This is a genomic window from Kluyvera genomosp. 2 (assembly GCF_036759865.1).
GTDB lineage: Bacteria > Pseudomonadota > Gammaproteobacteria > Enterobacterales > Enterobacteriaceae > Kluyvera > Kluyvera ascorbata_B.
Genome location: NZ_JAPKIA010000010.1, coordinates 59,021 through 75,045 on the forward strand (window position 1 = coordinate 59,021; position 16,025 = coordinate 75,045).

Sequence of the window (16,025 nt, forward strand, 5' to 3'; positions counted from 1 at the left end):
GAGGAAACAAAACGGAAAGCGCTTTCCATTTATGAATCCATTAAATGTGAGCGCGATCACCGGATGCAGGCTTTCACTTTGCGGGGATGTAGGCGATGATCCCGTCACCTCCGTTCGATATAAGGTTCGCCATGAACATTCAGTTTATGAATGTTGCTGTAACGCTGATTGAGCAACGCGTGACGCCTTTCGCCAATCTTTTAACCCGCAGCCAGCACATTACCGCCATGCGCGACAGCTTTGCGTTGGCCATGCCCTTTGTCATCGTAGGCAGCCTGATGGTGCCACTGATCTTCCCGCCGTTTGCCCTTAGCGGCGCTTGGTATCAGGCCATCCGCCCGATGCTGCTGCCCACTTTTGAGCTAACAATCGGCCTGATTGCGCTGATCATCGCCTTCGGTGCCAGCGCCAGCTTGGGCAAGCAGTATCAGCTCCCGGAGCGGCTGTCCGGTTTGACTGGATGCCTAGCTTTTCTGCTGTTCATTGGCTTCAAAGATAACGGCGGCAGCAACCTGTTTCTTGGCGGCATGGGAATATTTAGCGCTTTAGTTTCAAGTTTTTATTCCGTCGAGGTGATTCGATTTTTTTACCGCAAAGGCTGGTGTATTCGCCTGCCGGATGAAGTGCCGATCATGACCCGCAACGGCTTTCAGCTGCTGGCGCCGCTGCTTGTGATCATGCTCTCCATCACGGTGATGAATGCCGGGCTGAAGCTGAATACCGGCATGATTTTGCCGGAGCTCATCAGCGAAGCGCTGCGTCCACTGATCATCGCATCCGATACGCTGACCGCGCTGTTGATCTCCCTGCTTATCTGCAACGTACTGTGGTTTGTCGGGATCCACGGTGCGCTTATCGTCACCGGCATCATGAATCCATTCTGGATGACTTATCTGTTTGAAAATCAGCAGGCACTCGCGAATGGAATTACACCACTACCCCATATTTATCTGCAGGGGTTCTGGGATTTTTATCTGCTCATTGGCGGTATTGGCTCTACGCTGCCGCTGGTGTTTATGGCGCTGCGCAGCCGTTCTCGCCAGCTCAAAAGCGTAGGTAAAATTGGCCTGATCCCCTCGCTATTTAATATTAATGAGCCGATTCTTTTCGGCTTTCCGATCATACTTAACCCACTATTTTTAATACCCTTTATTGGTGTTCCACTGATTAACGCTTGCCTTGCCTGGTATCTGACACACCTTGGCGTGCTCGATCGCGCCGTGGCAATGCTACCCTGGTCAATGCCTTCACCGCTGGGTGCGGCCTGGTCGGCAAACGGCAGCTGGAAAAATATGTTTATGTGCCTGTTCGCCTTCTTCAATGCGTGGATGATATACCGTCCGTTTTTCAACGTTTATGAACGGCAACTGGCGGAATCTGAATCCCGCTAATCGATCTCTTTCACAGTTTTTCTCTTGCCAGCGCCATGCAAGCGCTGGCTTTTTTTTAGCTCTGAGAGAAAAAGTCGATCAACATCACGCTTTCAAGTGAACAATCTCCGGATCTGTGATTTGATCCGGCAATTATGGAAAGCGCTTTCCGTTTACGGATGTACATTTCCATTTTTGAACCGTAAATTTCCCATCGCATTAACAAAAGCGCTATTGCGTACAAAAATAAAAGGGAAAAACGAACAATGAAACGACTTAACCGATTGATACCTCTGGCTATACTGATCAACATCGCCACAAGCGGTCTGGCACATGCAGAAAAATATGACTTTCAGCTCCACGGCTATATGCGCTCTGGCATCCTGGCAAACTCGGATGGCAACCGCGTCGATTCCGTCGGGTTGATGCCGGACGGGAAATGGCGTCTGGGCAACGAAGAAGACACCAAAATTGAGTTGATACCGACCGTTACCCTGAAGTCTGACTCCGGTGCGGTGGCAAAAATTCAGGCCAATATCACTCACCAGAGCAAATGCACCTCTGACTGGAACTGCCAGGATGACGATGGCCACGACGTGCAGTTCCGGGAAGGGTATGCCGAGCTAAGCAACCTCGACTTCGCACCGGAAATGACCTTCTGGGGCGGCAAACGTTACAGCAGCTCCAACACCTCCAGCCACCAGTTTGACTGGGAGTACATTCAGTACAACGGGACCGGCGGTGGCTTCGACAACATGGATTTGGGCTTCGCGCGCTTCGACGCCGGGGTTTACGCCTTCTCACCGACCGATGAAACCAAAGCCTACCCTGTCGATAAAGGCGATCAGGGCTACCCGGACGACTATTCGCTTAACCTGTGGTTTAAAAAGATCGCCGGCACAGGTCTGGATCTTGAGCTGATCGGCCACCGCATGAACCGCAACGAAAACCACCCGACTTCCGCAGAGAAAGGCTACGGCGTAACCGGCGTCTATAACTTTGACGGTTTCTGGGGTCTGACGGGCGGCTATTCCAAACTGGTGATGCAATATGGACGCGGTCTGGCGGCAGGCGACTCGCTGGGCAAAAACGGCTGGGGCTGGGCCAATCTTGAAGACACCCAGTCATGGCGTATCGTGCTCGACAGCCTGGCATCTATGGGGAACGTCGAAGTCTCAACCTTTGCCTACTTGCAGAAGGATAAAAACTACCGCTGGTGGAGCAGCGACGACAACGGCTGGGGCCGCACCAGCTGGGTTGCCGGAATTCGTCCGTATCATCAAATCACCAAAAACTTCGCCATGCAGTACGAGCTGGGATATGAGTACCTCGATGATGACAACTACAAGGGCGTCAACGGTAAAGGCAAAGGCGGGCTGACTAAAATCACCGTTGCGCCAACGCTGACCTTCGACTCTGGCTTCTGGAGCCGCCCACAGCTTCGCTTCTTTGTCACTTACGCCAAATGGGATAAAGGTGTTTCCGACGCGCTCGATGGTAACTACAACTGGAATACCAACACTATCGATGCTGGTGGATACAGCCGCAGTGGCGACACCGACACGGTGAACTTTGGCGTGCAGGCGGAAGTCTGGTTCTAAGGAGAGAGACGATGAAAATGCCCGTCAGAAAGTCACTGCTGATGTTCGTTATTGCCTCGCTAAGCAGCGCGGGTGCCATGGCGGCACAGCAATCGCACTTTGAAAACTTTATCACGCGCCAGGGCGCACAGCTAATGGACGGCAAGCAAGAATTCCGCTTCGCCGGCATTCACGCACCGGAGCTGCATCGTATTGAAAACGACGCCCGCGGCGTGTGTAAAGCCGATCCGCGCGGCTGGGGCCAGTACTTTAAATGGCCGACGCCGGAGGAACAGGAGAACTGGATTAAAGCCATCGTGCAAACGGGAGCAAAAGCCCAGCGCGTCTATGTACTTTCCGTACAGCAGGAGAGCGATGAAGCCTGCGAGCGCGAAACGCACATCCTGGCTCCGACAACATCGGACGGTATGCCACGCCTGAATGAGAAGGCGATGGTGGTATACGACAACATGATTGCTGAAGCTGACAAACAGGGTCTGCGACTGATTTTGCCGTTTATCGATCACTGGTGGTGGTGGGGAGGTCGGGAGCAACTGGCGGCCTTCTACCATGAAAAACCGGAAGATTTTTACCGCACAGACAGCCAGACCTACAAAGCGTATCTCGATGTGATTCGTCAGGTGATTACCCGGACCAACACCATTACCGGGCGCCCTTACTATGACGAAAAAGCCATTATGGCCTGGGAAACCGGCAACGAACTGGAGGATACCAATGAAGAATTCCTCAGGCAGACGGCAGCATGGATTAAAAAACTCGCGCCGCATCAGCTGGTCGTTGACGGTACTTATAAGAAAATCAACGCGTTCTCCGTAAACGATCCCAATGTCGATATCGTCAGCAACCACTACTACACCAACGCCGGTAATAACCATCCGGATCAGGTGAAGAAAGACCTGACCGCTATCGGCGGCAAGAAAGTGTATCTGGTCGGTGAGTTTGGCCTGCTCGATAGCAAAGCACTGAACGACATAATGCAGTCAATTGTGCATACCGAGGTCAACGGCGCCAAAGCGGCGGGAGGATTCATATGGGGCTTCCGCGGCCATCGTCACGACGGCGGTTTCTACTGGCATAAAGAGTACACCGGCCACTATAGCTACCATCTGCCAGGCTTCCCGCAGGGGGATGGGAATCAGGAAACGGCGGTGGTTAACCTGGTGCGCACCGCTGCCGCGCAAATGGCGGGAGAGGAAAAAATGGCCCCATTGCCTGCGCCGGATGCGCCGAAGCTGCGCGCAACGACTTCGCCGTTCGCCATTAACTGGATGGGTGCCGCCGTCGGCCGCAGCTATGACGTAGAACGCGCGGAGTCGAAAACCGGTCCGTGGACCGTCGTTGGGCACAATATTTCTGATGGCATGCAGGAATGGAACCCGGCAACCATGGATCTGTTCAGCGATGACTATGCCTCGCTCACGCTTGGTAAAACCTATTACTACCGGGTTATCGCAAAAAATGAATCGGGACAGTCCACGCCATCCAATGTTATTGGCGTCACCCATACGCAGAAAAACCACGCACCGGTCATTACGCTTAGCGACAAGGCAACCACTACGCAAAATAACGGGCTGAGCCTCAATGCGCAGTGGCAGGATGACAATTTGCCGTCACGCAAGGTCAGCGAGAAATGGACCAGCACCGGTAAAAAACGCGCGCATTTCTGCCATGCGGATAAGGCCGCTACGCGCGCCTGGTTCCCGACGCCGGGCACCTACCAACTGACGTTTACCGCCGACGATGGTCTGCTGAAAAGCAGCAAAACGATGACCGTTGACGTCACGACCGCCACGGCACCAGCGCCCGCGGATTTCTGCCATTTTGACAGCCAGCCACTGGGTCTTTCGCAGAGCCAGAAAACGGTGATCAAGAGCGCGGAAAATGAACTGACAACCGGTGAAGATGGCTTCCTCGGTCCCTTTGCTAACGATGGCGATAAAGTCAGTTGGCAGGTTGTCGCGCCGTGGGACGGCCATTACCAGCTGCACCTCGACTTCAATGCAAAATGGGGCACTAAGAAAAACTCGGTGCAAATCAACAGTGACAAACCGATTCAGATTGAGTTTCCGCAAACCGACGAACACGGCCAGCGCTTAACTCTGTCGGTGCATCTTAAACAGGGTGAAAACACCATTAGCCTGGGGAAATTCCCTGGTGATTGGGGTTATGTTTTTATTAAAGCCATTCAGGTGAAGGCTGAGTAGCGATTTGCTGCGCCGCCAGCGGCGCAGTTTTTTATTTTTCAGGAGATTAAATGACCACTTATGCGTTTCCAAACCACTTCTTCTGGGGCGCGGCCGCCTCTGGCCCGCAAACTGAAGGCGCAGAAGGCAAGCCTCATCGTTCTATCTGGGACAGCTGGCACGCCGCGCAGCCGGAGCGTTTCTACCGGGAAATTGGTCCCGGGACGGTCTGCAATACGCTGCATCGTTACAAAGAAGACGTCGCGTTGATGAAGCATATTGGCTTCAATTCATTTCGCACCTCCATTCAGTGGTCCCGTCTGATTGACGATCTGGAAACCGGTGAACCGAATGCAGAAGCGGTACGCTTCTATAACGCCTATTTCGACGAAATGATCGCCAACGGCATCGAACCGATGGTCAACCTCTATCATTTTGATATGCCGGAGGGTTTGCAAAATCGCTACGGTGGGTTCGAGTCAAAACACGTTACCGATCTGTTCGCCCGCTTTGCCGCCACGGCGTTTCGCCTGTTCGGCCATAAAATAAAATACTGGATCACCTTCAACGAGCCGATTGTGCCGGTCGAAGGCGGCTATCTGTACGACTTCCACTACCCATGCAAAAAGGACGGCAAGCTGGCCGCGCAGGTGGCGTTCAACATCATGCTGGCACACGCGAAAGCGGTGCAATGCTACCGTGAACAGCAGTTGCCGGGTGAAATCGGCGTGGTGCTGAACCTGACGCCATCCTATACCCGCAGCGACTCAGCGGAAGATAAAAAAGCGGCGTGGTACGCCGATTTGTTGTTCAACCGCAGCTTCCTCGACCCACTGGTGAAACACCAGTTCCCGAAGGAACTGTGTGAACTGCTGGCGCTACATAACTGCCTGCCGGAAACCAGCAAAGAAGAGGTTTCGCTGATTACCGACTCGCGCATCGACTTCCTCGGCGTGAACTACTACGTGCCGCGTCGCGTACAGGCGCGCGAAACGCCGTACACCCTCGACTATTTCTCGCCGGAGTATTACTTCGAAAACTACGTAGACCCGCACGGCCGCTTCAATCCGTACCGCGATAACAACGAAATTCACCCGCAGGCAATTTACGACATTGCCGCCAATATCCGCGACAATTACGGCAATATTAAGTGGTATCTCGCCGAAATCGGTATCGCGATGGATCTGCAATCCGAAGGCCCGGTGCAGGCGGACGGCGTGATTGACGATGGTTTCCGTATTGGCCTGATGGAAGAGCATCTGGTGCAGCTACACCGCGCGATCGCCGACGGGGCAAACTGTTTCGGCGTGCATCAGTGGACATTCATCGACAACTGGTCGTGGCTTAATTCGTTCAAGCGCCGCTACGGGTTCTACCGTCTCGATCTTGAAACCGGAGAGCGGCAGATTAAGCGCAACGGACTGTGGTTTAAAGCGTTGGCGGAAAGTAACCAGTTCAGCCTCAGGTAGGCCGGATAAGACGTTTATGCCGCCATCCGGCAATGTGCCGTATCGTGCCCGATGGCGCTCCGCTTATCGGGCCGACGAACCACACGACGCCGGGCCAATCCCCTGCAACAGCACCGCAAGCGCGTTGCTGACAATTTGCTCTGGTGTCAGCCTCGCCAATCGTTCGTCGTTACGCATCCGGGAAAACGGCACCAGCACCAAGCTTAATAGCGTGGTGAACAGCAGCTCCGCGCTCAGGTGCGGGTTGATTTTCCCCTCGGCCTGCCAGCGTTTCACCATCGCCAACGTGGCGTGATATTTGTCGTCACCAAAACGCTCGTGTAAATGCTGGCGCAGCACCGGCATCTCGCCAATGACTTCCTGCATCCACAGCGGGGCAAACCATTCATACTGCGCCGCGATGGCCGCCAGCGTTCTGACCATTTCAGTCAGCGCCTTCACCGGTTCATCGGGATAATCGCCAAACACACCGCTGATTCTGGCGCGTAGCGGCAAAAACCGCTCTTCGATCATCACATCGAGCAATTGCTCTCGTGAATTGAAGTAGTAGTGCAGCATCGCCGGCGTGACTCCCGCCTCCCGGGCAATCGCGTTCAGCGACGTGCGCGCAATGCCCTGCTGAGAAAACAGACTCAGCGCAATATTGATAAGCTGTTCGCGGTTCGCGGTATTCGGCTTACTGCCGCGCGGACGCCCAGGCTTACGCGGTTTGAGATTGTCTTTTTGTGCTGGCATAGAAACGGGATCCCTTGACCACTTAACGATCTTCAATAAATATTAATTATGCATTTAATTAATTTCAAGTGAGAACATGATGGCGTCCGATACAACGACGAACGCACAGCCCGTGCAACCGACTGGCGTCACCTCAATCCGTTTGCTGTTCAGCGCGCTGCTGTTGGTGATGCTGCTCTCCGCGCTCGACCAGACCATTGTCTCGACCGCGCTGCCGACCATTGTCGGCGAGCTGGGCGGCCTCGACAAGCTGTCGTGGGTGGTCACGGCTTACATCCTGACTTCCACGATTGTGGTACCGCTGTACGGCAAGTTTGGCGATCTGTTTGGCCGCAAGCGGGTGCTACAAATCGCGATCGTGCTGTTTCTCGTGGGTTCCGCACTGTGCGGGCTGGCGCAAAATATGACCCAGTTGGTACTCATGCGTGCGCTGCAAGGACTGGGCGGCGGCGGGCTGATGGTCATTAGCATGGCGGCCGTGGCCGACGTCATTCCGCCCGCCGAACGCGGGCGCTATCAGGGGCTATTCGGCGGCGTGTTTGGCCTGGCGACGGTTATCGGCCCGCTGATTGGCGGCTTTATTGTCCAGCACGCCTCGTGGCGCTGGATTTTCTACATCAACCTGCCGCTGGGGCTGTTCGCGCTGTTTGTCATCGGTGCCGTATTCCACTCCAGCAACAAACGCAGCCAGCATGAAATCGACTGGCTGGGCGCGCTGTACCTGACGATGGCGCTGGTGAGCATCATCCTGTTTACGACCGAAGGCGGCACGGTTCGCGCCTGGAGCGACCCGCAGCTCTGGTGCATCCTCGCCTTTGGGCTTATCGGCATTGCCGGGTTTATTTATGAGGAACGGCTGGCGTGGGAGCCGATAATCCCGCTGTCGCTGTTCCGCAATCGTAGCTTCCTGCTGTGCAGCTTGATTGGCTTTATCATCGGTATGTCGCTGTTTGGCTCGATCACCTTCCTGCCGCTTTACCTGCAGGTGGTGAAGAACGCCACGCCAACCGAGGCCGGGCTGCAATTAATTCCGCTGATGGGCGGGTTGCTGCTGACCTCGATTATCAGCGGTAGAGCGATTAGCCGTACCGGAAAATATCGCCTCTATCCCATTGTTGGCACGCTGATGGGCTTTATTGGCATGCTGTTGCTAACGCGGATTACCCTGACCTCGCCGACCTGGCAGCTGTATCTGTTTACCGCCGTGCTGGGTATGGGTCTTGGGCTGGTGATGCAGGTGCTAGTGCTGGCGGTACAAAACTCGGTCAGCGCGAACCTCTACGGCGTCGCCACCTCCGGGGTCACGCTATTCCGCTCGATTGGCGGTTCCATTGGCGTGGCGCTGTTTGGCGCGGTGTTTACCTCGGTGCTGCAATCACGGCTGACCAGCCTGTTACCGGAAGGGGCGGCTATTCCTCCGGGGATGAACCCGGTGGCCATTCACCAGCTTCCTGAGGCCATTCGCACGGATTACCTCACCGCATTCGGTTCGGCGATTCACGCGGCGTTTATGATGGCGGCCTGCATTATGGTGCTGGCTTTCGCGCTGTCGTGGTTGTTAAAAGAAGCGCCGCTGAAAACCGGGCGCGAGTAGCCGATGCCGGATGGCGGCTACGCCTTATCCGGCCTACTCCGTTTTGTAGACCGGATAAACACCATCCCCCCGCACCGTCCCGTAGGCCGGATAAGCGCAGCGCCATCCGGCAACGCTCACAGCGTTTTCGTCAGGTAATGGCGCTGCATTCCCGTCAGCGGGAAATCGTCCAGCGTCGTTTTCAGCGTATAACCCTGCTTCTGATAAAACGGCAGCGCCTGGAAGCTAATGGTATCCACCAGCGCATATTTGCAGCCTTTCTCGCGCGCAAGATCCTCTGCACGCTTGATAATCTCGCTGCCGACCCCTTCACCGCGCACGGTGTCACACACCCACAGATAGTCGATGCTGAGCCAGTCGCCTTTACGCTGGCCTATCAGGCCGCCGCGCATCACTTCCTGTTCATCGCGCAGGTATACGCAAATATCGCCCCATCCGGTGGCATCGATAAACTGGCGGTTATAGGCACGTAGCCCGGTGATTAACTCGTCTTTATCTTCCTGCGTAATAATTTCTTTAATAACAAAAGGCATATCTTCTCCATTATTTTTATTGTCTTCCCTTATTTATTTCACAAAAAATTCTTTTTTTCTCCATTATTTTTTGTACCAATTAAAAAAGAAAAAATGGCATGAAGAAAATGCTTCTCATCATGCGCGAGCTACGTATAATGGGCAGAAATGAGAACGATCATTCTCACTCTTAACCCTCACGGAGACGCGCATGACCAGCAAGCTGGAAGCCAGGCAAAAAGCCCGCCAGGACGATATCATCGCCGCTGCCCGCCGCTGCTTTCGCAACAGCGGTTTTCACGCTGCCAGCATGTCGCAAATTGCCGCTGAAGCGAAGCTCAGCGTCGGGCAAATCTACCGTTATTTCAGTAACAAAGATGCCATTATTGAAGAGATGATCCGCCGGATTATCGACCACCGCATCGCCGAGATGGAAGGCAAAACCCAGACCCATCTGATGCCGCACATGCTGGCGTGGCGCATGACGCTGAGTGAAGATGACGATGCGCTGATGCTGGAGATGTCCGCTGAAGCCACCCGTAATCCGCAGGTTGCCGCCTGGCTGCAAGAGGCCGATGAGCGCATGTTTAACAACGCCTGCGAGCATCTGCGCAAAGCCTATCCCGCGCTGAGCGAAACGCGTATTCGCTGCTGCGTCGAGGTCATGGCGGTGATGGTGGAAGGCACCATTTATCGTCGTCAGATCCCCCAACAGGTGGCCTCTGACGAAATGGAAAAAATCTATCAGGAAATTATTAATATGCTCGTCACTGCAAAATAATTAATTTCATTTAGAAACCAGGGGATATTTCATCCCCCTTTTGTTGTTTCCGGACCTCCGGAGACGCAGGCTTTTTCGCACCTGTCATTCTCCCCCCTATTGGGCGAGAAGGGTGTCGTTCACCCTGAGAAAAATATGAAATACATCACAACCACCATCGCGGCATTATTTCTCCTGAGCGGATGCGATAATGCCCCCACCGCCTCTCCAGAACGTCCGGCGCAGGAAGTCGGCATCGTTACATTAAAAAGCCAGCCCGTTTCTGTGGTCAGCTCGCTGACCGGACGCACGACCGCCGCCGCCAGCGCGGAAGTTCGCCCGCAGGTTTCCGGCATCATCCAGAAACGGCTTTTTAATGAGGGCGATGACGTTAAAGCAGGCTAGGCGCTGTACCAGATTGACCCAGCCAGCTTCCGCGCCGCTTACAATGAAGCCGCCGCCGCGCTGAAGCAGGCGCAGGCGCTGGTTGTCGCCGACTGCCAGAAGGCGCAGCGTTATGCGGCACTGGTCAAGGATAACGGCGTTTCACGCCAGGACGCCGACGACGCGCAGTCGACCTGCGCGCAGGACAAAGCCAGCGTCGAGTCCAAAAAAGCGGCGCTCGAGAGCGCGCGCATTAACCTTAACTGGACCACCGTCAGCGCCCCTATTGCCGGGCGCATCGGTATCTCCTCCGTCACGCCGGGCGCGCTGGTCACCGCCGAGCAAACCACGGCGCTGGCAACCATTCGTGGGCTGGATACCATGTACGTCGATCTTACCCGCTCCAGCGTCGACCTGCTGCGTCTGCGTAAGCAGTCGCTGGCGGCCAATAGCGATACGCTCGGCGTCACCCTGCAGCTTGAAGACGGCAGCACCTACGGCGAAAAAGGCCGCCTGGCGCTGACCGAAGTCGCCGTCGACGAATCCACCGGGTCGGTGACCCTGCGCGCCGTGTTCCCCAATACGCATCATCAGCTGCTGCCGGGTATGTTCGTACGAGCCAAAGTGGATGAAGGCATCATGAACGATGCCATTCTGGCGCCACAGCAGGGTATCACCCGCGACGCAAAGGGCAACGCCACCGCGCTGGTGGTCACCGCCGACAACAAGGTCGAGCAGCGTGCGCTGGAAACCGGCGACACCTATGGCGACAAATGGCTGGTGCTCAATGGCCTGAAAGCGGGCGATAAGCTGATCGTCGAAGGGACGGCGAAAGTCGCCGTCGGCCAGCAGGTGAAACCGGTTGAAGTGAAAGCTAACGGAGGAAACGCCTGATGTTTGCCCGTTTCTTCGTGCGTCGCCCGGTCTTCGCCTGGGTTATCGCCATCCTGATTATGCTGGCCGGGATGCTGGCTATCAAAACGCTGCCGGTCGCGCAGTATCCGGACGTTGCGCCGCCGTCGATTAAAATTTCCGCCACCTACACCGGTGCGTCGGCACAAACGCTGGAAAACAGCGTCACCCAGGTCATTGAGCAGCAGCTTACCGGGCTGGATAACCTGCTCTACTTCACCTCCACCAGCAGCTCCGACGGTTCGGTCAGTATCAACGTCACCTTTGAGCAAGGGACTGACCCGGATACCGCGCAGGTGCAGGTGCAGAACAAAGTGCAGCAGGCCGAGTCCCGCCTGCCGAGCGAAGTGCAGCAGTCCGGCGTGACGGTGGTGAAATCCCAGAGCAACTTCTTGCTTATCATGGGGGTTTACGACAAAACCGATAAAGCCAGCAGCTCCGACATCGCCGACTGGCTGGTGAGCAATATGCAGGACCCGATGGCCCGTCTCGACGGCGTCGGCAGCCTGCAAGTGTTCGGCGCGGAATACGCCATGCGCATCTGGATGGACCCGGCGAAGCTGGCCTCCTATTCGCTGATGCCGTCCGACGTACAAAGCGCCATTGAAGCGCAGAACGTGCAGGTTTCCGCCGGTAAAATCGGCGCCCTACCGTCGCCGGATACCCAGCAGCTCACCGCCACCGTGCGCGCGCAGTCGCGTCTGCAAACCGTCGACCAGTTCAAAGACATCATCATTAAAAGCCAGTCCAACGGCGCGGTGGTGCGCGTCGGTGACGTCGCCCGCGTCGAGATGGGCAGCGAAGACTACACCGCTGTCGCCAAATTGAACGGCCACCCGGCCGCCGGTATGGCGGTAATGTTAGCGCCGGGGGCTAACGCCCTGAGCACCGCGACGCTGGTGAAGGATAAAATCAACGAGTACAAACGCAACATGCCGCAGGGCTACGATGTTGCATACCCGAAAGACAGCACTGAATTTATTAAGATCTCCGTCGAAGATGTGGTGAAAACGCTGTTTGAGGCCATCTTCCTCGTGGTCTGCGTGATGTATCTGTTCCTGCAAAACATCCGCGCGACGCTTATCCCCGCGCTAGCGGTGCCGGTGGTGCTGCTCGGCACGTTTGGTGTGCTGGCGCTGTTCGGCTATTCGATCAATACCCTGACGCTGTTCGCCATGGTGCTGGCGATAGGGCTGCTGGTCGATGACGCCATCGTGGTGGTAGAAAACGTCGAGCGTATTATGCGCGACGAAGGGCTACCCGCCCGGGAAGCGACCGAAAAATCGATGGGCGAAATCTCCGGAGCGCTGGTCGCCATTGCGCTGGTGCTGTCCGCCGTGTTCCTGCCGATGGCCTTCTTTGGCGGTTCCACCGGGGTGATTTACCGTCAGTTCTCGGTCACCATTATCTCGGCAATGATGCTCTCCGTGGTGGTGGCGTTAACCCTTACGCCCGCACTGTGCGGCTCAATCCTGCAACATACGCCGCCGCACAAAAAAGGATTTTTCGGCGCATTTAACCGCTTTTATGCCTCTACTGAACGTAAATACAAGCACCGGGTGCTCAATACTCTGAGCCGCTCCGGGCTGGTTATGGTGGTCTATTTAGCCATCTGCGGCGGCATGGCGCTGGCGATGTGGAAACTGCCGGGGAGCTTCCTGCCGGTGGAAGACCAGGGCGAGATCATGGTGCAGTACACTCTGCCCGCTGGGGCCACAAACTCACGTACCGCCGAGGTCAGCAAGCAGGTAACCGACTGGTTCCTCAACAAAGAGAAAGCCAACACCGACGTTATCTTCACGGTTAACGGCTTTAGCTTTAGCGGCAGCGGGCAGAACGCCGGCATGGCCTTCGTCTCACTGAAAAACTGGTCCGAGCGTAAAGGCGCGGAAAATACCGCGCAGGCCATTGCCCTACGCGCCACCAAAGAGCTGGGGGCGATTCGCGATGCCACGCTGTTTGCGATGACGCCACCGTCGGTGGACGGCCTCGGCCAAAGCAACGGCTTTACCTTTGAACTGATGGCCAGCGGCGGCACCGACCGTGCCGAGCTGCTGAAAATGCGCGATCAGCTGATTGGCCAAGCCAATCAGGATGCCACTCTGCACGCCGTGCGCGCCAACGATATGCCGCAAACACCACAGCTACAGGTGGATATCGATAACAACAAAGCCGTGTCGCTGGGGCTGTCGCTGAGCGACGTCACCTCAACGCTCTCCAGCGCCTGGGGTGGTACCTACGTGAACGACTTTATCGACCGCGGACGCGTGAAAAAAGTCTATATCCAGGGCGATAGCGACTCTCGCGCCTCACCGTCCGATCTCGGAAAATGGTTCGTGCGCGGCAGCGATAACAGCATGACGCCGTTCTCCGCTTTTGCCACGACCCGCTGGGAATACGGCCCGGAAAGCCTGGTGCGCTACAACGGCGCGGCGGCCTATGAAATCCAGGGCGAAAACGCCACCGGCGCCAGTTCCGGTACCGCGATGACCACCATGGAAAACCTGGCCAATAACCTGCCGGCGGGCTCCACCTGGGCCTGGAGCGGACTGTCGTTGCAGGAAAAACTGGCCAGCGGCCAGGCGATGAGCCTGTATGCCATTTCCATTCTGGTGGTGTTCCTGTGCCTGGCGGCGCTGTATGAAAGCTGGTCGGTGCCAATTTCGGTCATCATGGTTATCCCGCTCGGCCTGCTGGGCGCGGCGCTGGCCGCATGGATGCGTGACCTGAGCAATGATGTCTACTTCCAGGTGGCGCTATTAACCACCATCGGGCTGTCATCGAAAAACGCCATTCTGATCGTCGAGTTCGCCGAAGCCGCGGTGGCGGAGGGCTATTCGCTTTCCCGCGCTGCGCTGCGTGCAGCGCAGACCCGTTTGCGTCCGATCATCATGACCTCGCTGGCGTTTATCGCCGGGGTCATGCCGCTAGCAGTGGCGACCGGTGCGGGTGCTAACAGCCGTATTGCCATCGGTACCGGGATTATCGGCGGGACGCTTACGGCAACCCTGCTGGCAATTTTCTTTGTTCCTCTGTTCTTTGTGCTGGTGAAACGTCTGTTCGCCGGTAAACGCAGCCGTCTGGAGTAAGTTATGTTCCGTTTATCCGTTTTATTTATTGCGCTTCTGAGCGTGGGCTGCGTGTCGATGGACCCCAACTATCAGCGCCCGGACGCGCCTATCCCGGCGACGCTGCCGGGCAGCCACGGTGAAGCGACCGCCGTGGTCGGTAACTGGCAGCAGGTGGTGAACGATGTGCGCCTGCAAAAGCTGGTGAGCCAGGCGCTCAGCAGCAACCGCGATGTGCAAAAAGCCATTGCCGATATTGACGCCGCTCGCGCGCAGTACGGCGAAACCCGCGCGTCGTTAATGCCGACCGTTAACGCCGAACTCAGCAATACCCGCAGCCGCACGCTGGCGAGCGGGGTGAGCACCACCGCGCAGGCCGACGGCGCGGTCTCCAGCTTCGAGCTGGATCTGTTTGGTCGTAATCAGAGTCTGTCCCGCGCGGCTCGTGAAACCTGGCTTGCCAGCGAATTCACCGCGCAGAACACCCGTCTGACGATGATTTCCGAGCTCACCACCGCGTGGGTGACGCTGGCGGCGGACAACAGCAACCTGGCGCTGGCGCAGCAAACCATGGCAAGCGCCGCCGACTCGCTGAAAATCGTCCAGCGTCAGCAGCAAATTGGCACCGCGGCGGCCACTGACGTGAGTGAGGCGATGAGCGTTTATCAGCAGGCGCGCGCCAGCGTCGCCAGCTACCAAACGCTGGTGATGCAGGATAAAAACGCCATTAACCTGCTGGCCGGCACCACCGTAGCGGATGCCTTGCTCCCGGGTACGCTGGAGAGCCTGGCCGCCAACACCATTTCACTGGTCCCGGCGGGCGTCTCGTCGTCCGTACTGCTAACGCGCCCGGATATTCAGGAAGCGGAGCACAATCTGAAGAGCGCCAACGCCAATATCGGCGCGGCGCGGGCAAACTTCTTCCCGACCATTTCACTCACCGCCAGCGCCGGGGTAGGCAGCGATGCGCTATCTTCACTGTTTAGCCACGGCATGAGCGTGTGGTCCTTCGCGCCGTCTATTTCGCTGCCGCTGTTTACCGGCGGCAGCAATCTGGCGCAACTTCGCTACGCCGAGGCGGAGAAAAAGGGGCTAATCGCCACCTACGAAAAAACGATTCAGAGCGCGTTTAAGGACGTAGCGGATGCGCTGGCGCGTCGCCAGACGCTGAGCGAACAGCTTGATGCGCAGAGGCAATACGTGGCGGCGGAGCAGCAGACGCTGGACGTGGCGATGAAACGCTACCAGGCGGGCGTTGGCGATTACCTGACCGCGCTGACGGCGCAGCGCACCCTGTGGTCAGCGCAGCAGACGCTGATTGCCTTACAGGAAACGGATCTGGCGAACCGTATTACGCTCTGGCAGTCGCTGGGCGGCGGGGTGCAGGCCGGATAAGGCGTTTCGCCGCCATCCGGCAATGTGCCCGCGATGCCTGAT

Annotated in this window: 10 protein-coding genes and 1 pseudogene; 9 read left to right on the top strand and 2 right to left on the bottom strand. The window is 56.6% G+C overall.

The window, feature by feature from the left end; all coding sequences use genetic code 11:
- Nucleotides 1-131: 131 nt before the first annotated feature.
- The 4 genes from V6942_RS12510 (at nucleotide 132) to V6942_RS12525 (ending at nucleotide 6,623) form a co-directional block, all read left to right on the top strand.
- Entirely contained in the window at nucleotides 132-1,391 is a 1,260-nt protein-coding gene (locus V6942_RS12510; protein ID WP_106924867.1) for a PTS sugar transporter subunit IIC, read from the top strand.
- Nucleotides 1,392-1,636: 245 nt separating this feature from the next.
- A complete protein-coding gene (locus V6942_RS12515) occupies nucleotides 1,637-2,971 on the top strand; it encodes a maltoporin (protein WP_106924866.1) in 1,335 nt (444 codons plus the stop codon).
- A gap of 11 nt (nucleotides 2,972-2,982) precedes the next feature.
- Nucleotides 2,983-5,175 (top strand): CBM35 domain-containing protein, encoded by a 2,193-nt coding sequence (locus V6942_RS12520; RefSeq protein ID WP_106924865.1) that lies wholly within the window; start codon nucleotides 2,983-2,985, stop codon nucleotides 5,173-5,175.
- Between the two features lie 50 nt (nucleotides 5,176-5,225).
- Complete coding sequence (locus V6942_RS12525; RefSeq protein WP_106924864.1) at nucleotides 5,226-6,623, top strand: glycoside hydrolase family 1 protein; 1,398 nt, start codon at nucleotides 5,226-5,228, stop codon at nucleotides 6,621-6,623.
- 63 nt (nucleotides 6,624-6,686) lie between these two features.
- Here the strand turns inward: V6942_RS12525 and V6942_RS12530 are convergent, their stop codons facing one another.
- Nucleotides 6,687-7,358 (bottom strand): TetR/AcrR family transcriptional regulator, encoded by a 672-nt coding sequence (locus tag V6942_RS12530; protein ID WP_333501306.1) that lies wholly within the window; start codon nucleotides 7,356-7,358, stop codon nucleotides 6,687-6,689.
- 79 nt (nucleotides 7,359-7,437) lie between these two features.
- Here V6942_RS12530 and V6942_RS12535 point away from each other — a divergent pair, with 79 nt between their 5' ends.
- Complete coding sequence (locus V6942_RS12535; RefSeq protein ID WP_106925175.1) at nucleotides 7,438-8,952, top strand: MDR family MFS transporter; 1,515 nt, start codon at nucleotides 7,438-7,440, stop codon at nucleotides 8,950-8,952.
- A gap of 116 nt (nucleotides 8,953-9,068) precedes the next feature.
- Here V6942_RS12535 and V6942_RS12540 read toward each other — a convergent pair whose 3' ends face one another.
- On the bottom strand, nucleotides 9,069-9,485 hold the full coding sequence (locus V6942_RS12540; protein WP_182929780.1) for a GNAT family N-acetyltransferase: 417 nt from the start codon (nucleotides 9,483-9,485) through the stop codon (nucleotides 9,069-9,071).
- 190 nt (nucleotides 9,486-9,675) lie between these two features.
- On the opposite strand from V6942_RS12540, the gene V6942_RS12545 reads away from it, so the two are divergent.
- The 4 genes and pseudogenes from V6942_RS12545 to V6942_RS12560 all read left to right on the top strand — a co-directional run bounded on the left by V6942_RS12545 (nucleotide 9,676) and on the right by V6942_RS12560 (nucleotide 15,983).
- Complete coding sequence (locus V6942_RS12545) at nucleotides 9,676-10,245, top strand: TetR/AcrR family transcriptional regulator (RefSeq protein ID WP_106924861.1); 570 nt, start codon at nucleotides 9,676-9,678, stop codon at nucleotides 10,243-10,245.
- A 135-nt stretch (nucleotides 10,246-10,380) separates the two neighbouring features.
- A pseudogene (locus V6942_RS12550) lies at nucleotides 10,381-11,502 on the top strand (efflux RND transporter periplasmic adaptor subunit).
- A complete protein-coding gene (locus tag V6942_RS12555) occupies nucleotides 11,502-14,609 on the top strand; it encodes an efflux RND transporter permease subunit (protein ID WP_333501307.1) in 3,108 nt (1,035 codons plus the stop codon). The pseudogene V6942_RS12550 and the gene V6942_RS12555 overlap by 1 nt, the downstream one beginning before the upstream one ends.
- Nucleotides 14,610-14,612: 3 nt before the next feature.
- Nucleotides 14,613-15,983, top strand: a complete 1,371-nt coding sequence (locus tag V6942_RS12560; protein ID WP_106924859.1) for an efflux transporter outer membrane subunit — start codon at nucleotides 14,613-14,615, stop codon at nucleotides 15,981-15,983.
- Nucleotides 15,984-16,025 lie beyond the last annotated feature (42 nt).